The 11105-nt window shown below is 46.4% G+C and carries 9 protein-coding genes and 1 pseudogene; 5 read left to right on the top strand and 5 right to left on the bottom strand.

Annotation, left to right across the window (positions count from 1 at the left end; translation table 11 throughout):
* Window positions 1-113: 113 nt before the first annotated feature.
* Entirely contained in the window at window positions 114-1094 is a 981-nt protein-coding gene (locus VZP09_RS10420) for an IS5-like element ISKpn26 family transposase (protein ID WP_000019473.1), read from the bottom strand.
* Between the two features lie 64 nt (window positions 1095-1158).
* Here VZP09_RS10420 and VZP09_RS10415 point away from each other — a divergent pair.
* A pseudogene (locus VZP09_RS10415) lies at window positions 1159-1854 on the top strand (ATP-grasp fold amidoligase family protein); the annotation flags it as partial.
* Here the strand turns inward: VZP09_RS10415 and ccrB are convergent.
* Window positions 1851-2912 carry a HAMP domain-containing histidine kinase CrrB gene (gene ccrB / locus VZP09_RS10410; RefSeq protein ID WP_004184324.1) on the bottom strand — a complete coding sequence of 354 codons (1062 nt, stop codon included), beginning with the start codon at window positions 2910-2912 and terminating at the stop codon, window positions 1851-1853. The pseudogene VZP09_RS10415 and the gene ccrB overlap by 4 nt on opposite strands.
* Entirely contained in the window at window positions 2909-3613 is a 705-nt protein-coding gene (locus tag VZP09_RS10405; RefSeq protein ID WP_021312473.1) for a response regulator, read from the bottom strand. The genes ccrB and VZP09_RS10405 overlap by 4 nt, the downstream gene beginning before the upstream one ends.
* Before the next feature lie 282 nt (window positions 3614-3895).
* Here VZP09_RS10405 and crrC point away from each other — a divergent pair, with 282 nt between their 5' ends.
* The 4 genes from crrC (at window position 3896) to VZP09_RS10385 (ending at window position 9165) form a co-directional block, all read left to right on the top strand.
* Window positions 3896-4285: a colistin resistant protein CrrC gene (gene crrC, locus VZP09_RS10400; RefSeq protein ID WP_004184323.1), complete on the top strand. Its 390-nt coding sequence runs from the start codon at window positions 3896-3898 to the stop codon at window positions 4283-4285.
* Window positions 4286-4514: 229 nt separating this feature from the next.
* Window positions 4515-5399 carry an ABC transporter six-transmembrane domain-containing protein gene (locus tag VZP09_RS10395; protein ID WP_004151176.1) on the top strand — a complete coding sequence of 295 codons (885 nt, stop codon included), beginning with the start codon at window positions 4515-4517 and terminating at the stop codon, window positions 5397-5399.
* A 37-nt stretch (window positions 5400-5436) separates the two neighbouring features.
* Window positions 5437-8553 carry a multidrug efflux RND transporter permease subunit KexD gene (gene kexD / locus VZP09_RS10390; protein ID WP_328795110.1) on the top strand — a complete coding sequence of 1039 codons (3117 nt, stop codon included), beginning with the start codon at window positions 5437-5439 and terminating at the stop codon, window positions 8551-8553.
* A gap of 75 nt (window positions 8554-8628) precedes the next feature.
* On the top strand, window positions 8629-9165 hold the full coding sequence (locus VZP09_RS10385) for a GNAT family N-acetyltransferase (protein ID WP_004189572.1): 537 nt from the start codon (window positions 8629-8631) through the stop codon (window positions 9163-9165).
* 128 nt (window positions 9166-9293) lie between these two features.
* On the opposite strand, the gene VZP09_RS10380 is transcribed toward VZP09_RS10385, so the two are convergent.
* Window positions 9294-9935 (bottom strand): hypothetical protein, encoded by a 642-nt coding sequence (locus tag VZP09_RS10380; protein WP_328795109.1) that lies wholly within the window; start codon window positions 9933-9935, stop codon window positions 9294-9296.
* Window positions 9936-10329: 394 nt separating this feature from the next.
* The gene (locus VZP09_RS10375; protein WP_004151179.1) at window positions 10330-11100 is read right to left on the bottom strand and encodes a (S)-acetoin forming diacetyl reductase; all 771 of its coding nucleotides are present in this window, start codon (window positions 11098-11100) and stop codon (window positions 10330-10332) included.
* Window positions 11101-11105: the final 5 nt, after the last annotated feature.

The following is an 11105-nucleotide window of genomic DNA, read 5'->3' as shown; positions in this document are numbered from 1 at the left end:
GCTGACTCGCTGATTAAAATTTCGCGGATCTGGGCCGATTTTTTTCCCGCAAACACATCGAATCAGCCTATTTAGGCTATTTTTTCCACCATTTCTGGCGTTATTTCCGGTTTTTACTGAGATCTCTCCCACTGACGTATCATTTGGTCCACCCGAAACAGGTTGGCCAGGGTGAATAACATCGCCAGTTGGTTATCGTTTTTCAGCAGCCCTTTGTATCTGGCTTTCACGAAGCCGAACTGCCGCTTGATGATGCGAAACGGGTGCTCCACCCTGGCACGGATGCTGGCTTTCATGTATTCGATGTTGATGGCCGTTTTGTTCTTGCGCGGATGCTGCTTCAAGGTTTTTACCTTGCCGGGACGCTCGGCGATCAGCCAGTCCACATCCACCTCGGCCAGCTCCTCGCGCTGTGGCGCTCCTTGGTAGCCGGCATCGGCTGAGACAAATTGCTCCTCTCCATGAAGCAGATTACCCAGCTGATTGAGGTCATGCTCGTTGGCCGCGGTGGTGACTAGGCTGTGGGTCAGGCCACTCTTGGCATCGACACCAATGTGGGCCTTCATGCCAAAGTGCCACTGATTGCCTTTCTTGGTCTGATGCATCTCCGGATCGCGTTGCTGCTCTTTGTTCTTGGTAGAGCTGGGTGCCTCAATGATGGTGGCATCCACCAAAGTGCCTTGGGTCATCATGACGCCTGCTTCGGCCAGCCAGCGATTGATGGTCTTGAACAATTGACGGGCCAGTTGATGCTGCTCGAGCAGGTGGCGGAAATTCATGATGGTGGTGCGATCCGGCAGGGCGCTATCCAGGGATAATCGGGCAAACAGGCGCATGGAGGCGATTTCGTACAGGGCATCTTCCATGGCACCGTCGCTCAGGTTGTACCAATGCTGCATGCAGTGAATACGCAGCATGGTCTCCAGCGGATAGGGCCGTCGGCCATTGCCCGCCTTGGGATAAAACGGCTCGATGACTTCCACCATGTTTTGCCATGGCAGAATCTGCTCCATGCGGGAGAGGAAAATCTCTTTTCGGGTCTGACGGCGCTTAGTGCTGAATTCACTATCGGCGAAGGTGAGTTGATGGCTCATGATGTCCCTCTGGGATGCGCTCCGGATGAATATGATGATCTCATATCAGGAACTTGTTCGCACCTTCCCTAATTTAATTAAGCTTATTCCTTTAGTAGGTGTTTATAATAGAGTTGATGATATTGATTTCGACAAACTTCCCTCAAAATTTGTTTTGAAATGCAATCATGATAGTGGTAGCGCGGTCATATGCACGGATAAAACGAATATTGATCCCGCTAAGGTTAAAAGCAAATTAAAGCTATCTCTTAAAAAGAACATGTATTATACGACCCGAGAGTGGCAGTATAAAAACATACCACCCGTGATCCTATGCGAAATGTATCTGGATCTATTTTCCAGCAAACACCGGAATATAACTCCGGAAATGATAAGAATACATTGCTTTCACGGTGTGGCATGTTTTATCGAGGCCGACTTTACTGACAGCGATGGAAACGAATTCATTAACGTTTATGACAGAGCGTGGAATTTACAACCCTTTCAGATGGAATACCCAAACACGCCATTGCCGGTTGATGAACCAGAATCATTTCATAAATCCGTTATTGCCGCCCAGGACTTAGCAAAAGAAATAGACTACTGCCGCGTCGATCTTATGCTAAAAGGAGATGATATCTATTTCAGCGAAATAACATTAAGCCCCAAAAGAGGCAAACTTAAAATCACCCCATCAATTTGGGACGCAAAACTCGGCAGTATGTGGGATCTGTCTCTTGCTAAAACAGGTTCGATCGAGCCTGTGTATTCATGCCCTTAAACAGGCCATGAGAGTTTGAAAAGTGAGCCATTTTCTGGTGTTAAACTATAGCTAACGTCTCCACCGTGGGCGCACATAATGGCTTTAACTACCGACAACCCTAAACCACAGCCCTCTGGATTAATATTTTTGGCGTATTCTCCTCGCTGAAAAGGCTGGAATAAGGACTTCTGGAGTTCTTCAGGAATTCCAGGTCCTTGGTCCTGAACGATAATAAAATTATCGTTTCCTGTAATACCATTCTTTATTAACAGCGTTTGTGATGTGGAGTATTTTAAGGCATTGTCAAAAAGAACGGTGAGGCACTGAATAATGCGTAAGGGATCGCAAACGCAATACTGCTGGTTAATCTCAGTGACAATTTTGAAATGCTTTTTATCAAAGTCCGGCCAAAAGGTATCAAGCGCATTTGAAATCGTGGCCTTGAGATCGACTTCACTCAGCATCAAGGAGTACCCTGCGCCTCCTGACGAACTCACGACGCGGAGATCTTCAATTAAGTTGGTCAGACCTTCAGTTTGTTTAAGAAGGTTTCTGAATAACGACGGTTCTGGTTCGAAAACGCCGTCAACCAGTCCCTGAAGCCTCCCACGTAAGATAGTCACCGGCGTCCGGAGTTCATGAGCAATTGCAGCATTCCATAAATTTCGCTGCGCATCCAGCGTCTGTAACTTTTCAGCCATCTCATTAAAGTCATTGACGAGCCTATTCATCTCTCCCAACTTAGAACTGCTGTTAAATGCTCTGGCACTAAGGTTTCCCTGAGAGATTTGTTTCAGGCTGTATGCAACGTCATTCAGTGGGTTGAATATTCTTGCAGACAGCTTTACGGTAAAGAAAAGTGCAACGACCAGACTGGTAATGGACGCCATCAGAATCCACATCCAGTCAAGGAATGTCATAGCATCTTCACTACCTTCGTTCATTCCACCCGGCAGGTAATAAATCAGGAAACTATAAAATAAGTAGGAACCGAGTATTGCAATGGCAATAATAACAAACGTTAACAACAACATATATGTCAAAATCTGACGGCTCAGAATCGTTTCTTTGTTCATTTTTTGTCACCCAACCGGTAGCCTAATCCTCGGATGCTTTCCGGAACGCCCTTCAATCCGGCATGTTCAAGCTTTTTCCGAAGTTTACTCATATGACTGTCTACAGTACGATCCAGCGAGTCTCCCTCAGGTAAACACGCATCGAGTAACTCTTCACGTGAACAGACTTTTCTCGGGTTTCTCGCCAAATAGGTTAAAAGCTTAAACTCAGTGGTGGTTAATACTGGCGTGGAAACCTCACCTTGTGCAGTGATTTCAACGTAAAACTCATCAGGATAAATCGTTAAAAAAGGCGTTCTTAAAGGCCGTGAATGTGTAGACTCTGCAACCGGTCTGGTTCTGCGAAGCACAGCTTCAACCCGGGCAATAACCTCAGATGGATTGAAGGGTTTTATCACATAGTCGTCAGCCCCGAGCCGTAGCCCCATCAGTTTATCAACGTCTTGATCCAGTGCTGTCACCATGATGACCGGTACATTCGTTTCCTTTCTTAACGTGGTGAGAACATTCCAGCCATCGTACACGGGCAGGTGGATGTCCAATAGCAGGAGATCAGGCTTGTTCAGACGGGTAAGATTGATTGCCTGCTCACCGTCTTCGGCTCTTAAGGTTTTCATACCTGCCTTACGTAAATAGCCTGTCAGTATGGCAGCGATGTCATCATCGTCTTCTGCGACGATAATCAGATTGTTGTTGTTCATATTTTCTTCCACAGTGCTGATGACAACATGCATTTTACCCTGAAAGCACTTTTATCGTCATGCTTAAAGCTCTTTAACTCAATTACAAACATTAATTTGCAATTTGATGTCTTTTGACAGGTACTTTTTGGAAAAGTTCATCAAGAAATTTTCTTAAAATTTTACCAGACTCACTCTCCATATTCACTACACATTTTATAAATAATTAATCAACATCGCTAAGTGATAATCTACAACCAGGTTAAGTGGTGCATGCAATATGTACTTTGTCTAAGGAGTTTTATGGTGCTGACTAAATGTTTTTTCCGGCGCGAGAATTTGATGGCCTCACTTTTATTTTGCATCGTTTCATATGGGTTGCTATCTACCTGGCTTTACCTTGTGCATTCAATTAATGAAAAAGTAGAATCAACATTACCCTCATCTTTACTGATTCGTGTTTTGATAATCATTACAGCATTATCATTTATTATTCAGAAAAAACCTGGAGTTTTTAAAAACTTCATTGCAATAACATTCGGTCTGGTTTTACTGTTTATACACACCATCATTGTATTACATCTGCTTTTGAATACTTTTCCAGATATCTATGATTTTGTTTTTTATTATGAATTTTTTTTAATGGTTTTCTTTTGCGGACTACCTTTATGTTTATGTATAAGAATGGTTTGATATTATGCAATGTCAATATGATACATAACCTCAGGAGTGAGTACACATATCCTCCATAAAACATCCATTCACGATTGACATCATCACGTTACACTTAGCACATGGATTTATGACTGCTCTGTTCTGCTGTCTCGTTTCACTTAGCTGACATAATAAACCAACTGCAGAACCCTTTACACACAGATGTTTAATATAATTTATCATGATTTATAAAGGCAACGACAAACCTATGGCCCCCGGGGTTGCTATCTCACTTAAGAGACTTGCCTGGCGGCACAGAAAGAAATTGTGCATTACTTTCATGCTGGTTATTGCTGAAAACGTTGCATTCCTGCTCTACCCCGTTCTGGCGGGCATGGCGATAAATGCCATCCTGGGCGGACAGACGTCACATGCGGCCCTTTATGGCCTGATGGTTCTGTTCATGTGGTGCATGGGAGCCGCCAGACGTAGTGTCGATACGCGAACGTTTGCACGTATCTACGCAAGTCTTGCTGTGACTGTAGTATTATCCCAGCGAAAATATTCACTTAATCACTCGACTATTGCTGCGAGAGTCACTCTGTCGCGTGAATTTGTAGATTTCTTCGAGTTGCACCTGCCCGTATTGATCACCTCGATCATTTCCCTTTTCGGCGCAGCAATTATGCTGTTATGGATTGAATTCTGGACAGGTATAGCCTGTTTGATCATCGTGGCAATACTGATGTGTTTTGTCTCAAGCTATGCCAGCAAAAATGAGACATTCTACAGACGGCTGAATAATCGCCTTGAGAAAGAGGTCGATTATGTTAATAAGGCGTCTTTTGGTGCTCTTAAGCGACATTATGACACACTTGCTCGTCTGCGCGTGGTGTTATCCGACAGAGAGGCATGGGGATATTTATCAATAGGCCTTCTGGTTTCTGCTCTCTTTTCCATGACCATTATCAGGATGAGCATGGAATCCGGAATTAATGCCGGACATATTTATTCCGTCATGACCTATATGTGGATGTTTGCAACAAGCCTTGATGACGCACCACAACTTCTTGAGAAATTTTCCCAGCTCAGGGATATCGGTAAACGGGTTTCGACTGACGATGAGACCTCTTTATCAGGAAAACCATGCTGAACTTTTACCCTTTGTATGTTGACTGGAAGTACACCTGATGCCGCACTTTTTCATTGAGCGCCCCATCTTCGCATGGGTTATTGCCCTGTTTATTATTCTGACGGGACTGTTGTCCATACCTCGTTTACCGGTTGCGCAATACCCTGAAGTTGCGCCACCCGGTATTATCATTTCAGTGAGTTACCCTGGAGCTAGCCCGGAAGTGATGAACACATCCGTCGTGTCTCTGATCGAGCGTGAAATTTCGAGTGTTGACAATTTACTCTATTTTGAATCTTCCAGTGACACGACAGGGATGGCGTCAATTACGGTAACTTTCAAACCCGGCACCGACATCAAACTCGCCCAGATGGATCTGCAAAACCAAATTAAAATTGTGGAATCTCGCCTGCCGCAGTCGGTAAGACAGAATGNGATAAATGTTGAGGCAGCTAATTCCGGTTTTTTAATGATGGTGGGGTTAAAATCGCCAAGCGGAGCCTATCAGGAAGCTGACTTAAGCGATTATTTTGCAAGGAATGTTACTGATGAACTCCGTCGCGTACCTGGTGTAGGTAAAGTCCAGCTTTTTGGCGGAGAAAAGGCACTCCGCATATGGCTGGACCCGATGAAATTACACAGCTATGGGCTCTCTGTTACGGATGTATTAAGCGCCATCAGTCAACAAAACGTGATTGTTTCACCGGGCAGAACCGGAGATGAACCCGCGACGAGCAGTCAAGAGGTGACCTATCCAATAACGGTAAAAGGGCAGCTCTCTTCGGTTGAAGAATTTCGCAATATCACGATTAAATCACAGGTCTCAGCCGCCCGGGTGACACTGGCAGACGTTGCCCGCGTGGAATCCGGGTTGCAAAGTTACGCATTTGGCATCCGTGAAAATGGCGTGCCTGCAACGGCTGCCGCCATTCAGTTGTCTCCTGGCGCAAATGCGATTAGTACTGCGTCGGGTATCCGCGCGCGGTTAACAGAACTGTCCGGTGTGCTTCCCGAGGGAATGACATTCACCGTGCCTTTCGATACGGCTCCATTTGTAAAGCTATCGATATTGAAGGTAGTTGAGACATTTGTTGAAGCCATGGTTCTGGTCTTTTTCGTGATGCTGCTTTTCCTTCACAAGATACGCTGTACGCTTATTCCTGCGATTGTGGCACCCGTGGCGCTGCTCGGCACATTTACCGTAATGCTATTAAGCGGTTATTCCATCAATATTTTAACCATGTTTGGAATGATACTGGCCATCGGGATTATTGTTGACGATGCTATTGTTGTGGTGGAGAACGTCGAACGACTGATGGAAGACAAAAAAATGTCTCCACAGGATGCAACGCGAGAAGCGATGCGTGAAATTACGCCGGCAATCATTGGTATTACGCTGGTGCTCACTGCGGTGTTTATACCAATGGCCTTTGCCAGCAGTTCTGTGGGTATTATTTATCGACAGTTCAGCATTTCGATGGCGATATCCATTTTACTGTCGGCATTCCTGGCGCTGACGTTAACGCCTGCGCTTTGTGCAACCCTGCTCAAACCACATGGTATTCATCAGGGTAAAAGAAGCGTATTTTCAGCGTGGTTTAACGCTCACTTTCATCGCCTGACTTCGTTTTACGCCACTGGTCTGGGATTTGTACTGAAGCGTACTGGCCGTATGATGATGATTTACGCTGCATTATGTTTGGCATTGTTTGCCGGGCTGTCCACCTTACCATCATCATTTTTACCCGATGAAGATCAGGGTTATTTTATGTCCTCAATCCAGCTTCCTTCTGATGCCACGATGCAGCGGACGCTTAAGGTCGTCGATACATTTGAAGAGGAGATCGCCCATCGGCAGGCGGTAGAAAGTAACATTATGATTCTGGGATTTGGTTTTTCAGGGTCAGGCCAAAATTCGGCCATGGCATTCACCACCCTCAAGGACTGGAGACAACGCAAAGGAACCACGGCACAGGAAGAAGCTGACCATATTCGGTCCCAAATGGCAAACGTGCCGGACGCCGTAACAATGAGTCTGCTGCCTCCGGCTATTTCTGATATGGGAACCTCATCCGGGTTCACTTATTATTTACAGGACAGAGGGGGGAAAGGCTATCAGGCACTCAAAAAGGCGGCCGATGAGCTTATTGTACAGGCAAATCATAATCCTCACCTTGCCGATGTCTATATTGATGGACTTGGTGAGGGAACAAGCCTTTCCCTGCATGTCGACAGGGAAAAAGCGGAAGCCATGGGGGTTTCGTTTGATGAAATAAATCAAACCATTTCCGTTGCAGCAGGTTCCAATTATGTTAATGACTATACCAATAATGGTCGGGTTCAGCAGGTTATCGTCCAAGCGGATGCGCCATACCGGATGCAGCCTGAACAACTTTTGGCTTTGTCTGTTAAAAACCGTCTGGGGCAGATGCTTCCATTATCCACTTTTGTGACGCTTTCGTGGAATGTTGCACCGCAGCAACTGATACGCTATCAGGGATATCCTGCCATACGCATAACCGGGAGTTCCGCACAGGGAAAATCGTCAGGTACCGCAATGGCGGCAATGGACAATCTGGCTAAGCACTTACCACCGGGGTTCGCCGGGGAGTGGGCGGGAAGTTCGTTACAGGAAAAAGAGTCTGCATCACAGCTTCCGGGTCTTATTGTGCTCTCGGTACTGGTGGTATTCATGGTGCTGGCTGCTCTTTACGAAAGCTGGTCCATTCCCTTCGCGGTCATGCTCGTTGTTCCTCTGGGGCTGCTCGGCGCTGTGCTGGCCGTATCCGTTACAAATATGACGAATGACGTCTTTTTCAAAGTGGGTCTGATAACCCTGATTGGACTTTCCGCCAAGAATGCGATTCTGATTATCGAGTTCGCGAGACAATTGATGAAAGAAGGAAAGAGCCTTATTGACGCGACATTGACGGCTGCAAAGCTACGCTTACGGCCAATTCTGATGACTTCTCTGGCTTTCACATTAGGTGTTGTTCCGCTGATGCTTGCCAGTGGAGCCAGCGACAGCACGCAGCATGCGATTGGTACCGGTGTATTCGGCGGGATGATTAGCGGAACGCTACTGGCCATTTTTTTTGTTCCGGTATTTTTCGTGACGATCACACGATTTACAGGCATGCGAAAATACAGACTGGGGAATAGCCGGAACGGCTAATCTCTGCCCTGTGTTCCGGCCAGTTTAAAGCAGACTTCTTGCTGAACTGGCTGGCATTACATTATCAAGGACATTATGACCATCATTACCACTCAAAGATTAATCATTCGCCATTTTAAGGAAGAGGATGCGGCAGCTCTTTTCGATTACCTCTCTTCACCACGTACTCCTTGCTTTAAGGATGAAAAGTTACATTCACTCGCTGAGGCAGAGGTCGACGTGGCTAAACGAGCCTCTGACCCAACACAGTTTGCCGTTTGTCTAAAAGAAACCGATACGTTAATCGGACATCTTTTTGCGGACAATAGCAACGAACCAGACAACAATACCTGGTCAGTAGGCTGGCATTTTAATCAACGTTTTGAACATCAGGGATATGCAAGCGAGTCAGTTGCTGCACTGTTTGATTATTTATTTAAAGTAAAAGGCGCCAGACGTTTGTATGCCTGGGTGGAAGATTATAATTACTCCTCTCAAAAACTATGCGAGCGACTACTTATGCGACGTGAAGGATGTTTTAAAGAATTTGTCTCCTTTGAAAACGAGGAGGGTAAGGCAAGGTATGACGACACATACATCTATGCGTTACTGCATAAAGAATGGACGAAGTAGAGGACGAAGAAAAATGTCCGCTCCTCGCTCATGGCGGACCTTTGGCTCAGTTAACAGTTCGCGCCGTGCCAGAAGCGGATCTCGCTTACTGCCAGGTATCAGTATTTACGGGAAGCAGATCAGCCAGGCTAGGGATATCTATTATTGAGTATTGAACTGAAATCGTATGTCTTGGATTTAAAATCGTTTGCGGGTGGGATATAGGCATTGAGCTTTTTACTGATGCTTGATACTCTCAGAGCACAAGCAGCGACCCAACACCATACTATAAAAGCCACAATAACGACGTATAGAGATTTCAAAATCTCTATACCATCACTCTGTGAAGAACCTCTGTATATCTCAGCACCGATATATAATAGCAACGATATTAACACAAAAGGTATTATCCACTTATGGAATTTATGAGGGTATATATTCCCGTTAGTAATTGTGTACATGCCCTGATAACGCAAGACTGCCTTCAAGGACGGAATCAATGACTGTGCATAATCGGAACTCAAGCATATGATTTTATAAGATAAATGCCAATCTCTATGCAGTCCGAACGACTGTAGGCGGAACTGCTGTTCCGCCTTTGCTAACGGATCGGAGATGGGTACAGAAGAGGTTCTAAGCCATTCGACTGCTTTTATCTGCTCGGAGGATGAGCGTGAAAAAAAGTCTCTGCGATGAAACTGAATATACTTTTTTTTAATCGCTCCAATGATAGTAAGAATGACTGCGGAACCCACTTGGTTACTAAATAGGTCCTTTATTATCGATATCATAGCTTTTCTCCTGCTTATCTAATTTCTAAAAGAGATAATATTTTATTTTTTAAAAGCTAAAAAATTTGGTTCCTCAATTTTATAGCAACTACAGTTCCTTTCAAAAGATCTCAGTCTAAAGAATACTACTTTCTCCGGCAGCAACTCCATTACCTGTGGTTTAACACGTAGCATAAAGTCATCAATGGAGCTATCCCGTTCCCGAACTTCCGCTCCTCGCTCAAATCAGACCTTCATCCCAGTCAGATTGCCCAAGTCGTGTCGAAGCGTAAGTGAGAACGCCAGAAGCCCTCAAATATCGATGCTTCGTTTCTCCGGGATGCTTACACTTACACCCAAACCAAAAAAAGCCCCTGCGCGAAAGCAGGGGCAAGCCATGTCAGAGCTTTTTTTATTAGTTAAACACCATCCCGCCGTCGATCAGCAATGACTGACCGGTCATATAATCAGAATCCGGGCTGGCAAGATAGGAGACGCAGGCGGCGACATCTTCCGGCTCGGACAGGCGGCCGAGGGTGATGCGTTTGGCGAACTCGGCGGTACCGTAGCCCAGCGGTTTACCGGCGGCTTCGGACACCTGGCGGTCAATTTCGGCCCACATTGGCGTTTTGACAATCCCCGGGCAGTAGCCGTTGACTGTGATGCCCAGCGGCGCGAGGTCGCGAGCGGCGGTCTGGGTTAAGCCGCGTACGGCGAATTTACTCGAGCTATATACCGCCAGCTCCGGGTTGCCGACGTGGCCGGCCTGGGAACAGGCGTTGATGATTTTCCCGCCGTGACCCTCTTTCTTAAAGGCCTCGACCGCCGCCTGGATGCCCCAGATCACCCCTTTGACGTTGATATTATAGACTTTGTCGACAATCTCCGGGGTAATGGACTCGATCGGCGTGGACGGCGCCACGCCGGCGTTGTTGACGATGACGTCGAAGCCGCCCAGCGTTTTGCGCGCCTGTTCGACGGCGGCAAACACCTGATCGCGGTCGGAGACATCCACTTTCACCGCCATGGCGCGGCCGCCGGCCTGGTTGATTTCGGAGGCGACCGCTTTGGCGGTAGCGTCGTTATAATCGGCAATGGCCACGGCAAATCCATCCTTCACCAGACGAAGGGCGATAGCTTTACCAATCCCCTGGCCGGCGCCGGTAACAAGTGCGACTTTTTTCATTTTCC

Source organism: Klebsiella sp. EMBS2024 (assembly GCF_036233805.1).
Classification (GTDB): Bacteria; Pseudomonadota; Gammaproteobacteria; order Enterobacterales; family Enterobacteriaceae; genus Klebsiella; species Klebsiella pneumoniae.
Note: the sequence above shows the minus strand (reverse complement) of the source record. Positions and strands in the feature narration are given on the sequence as shown.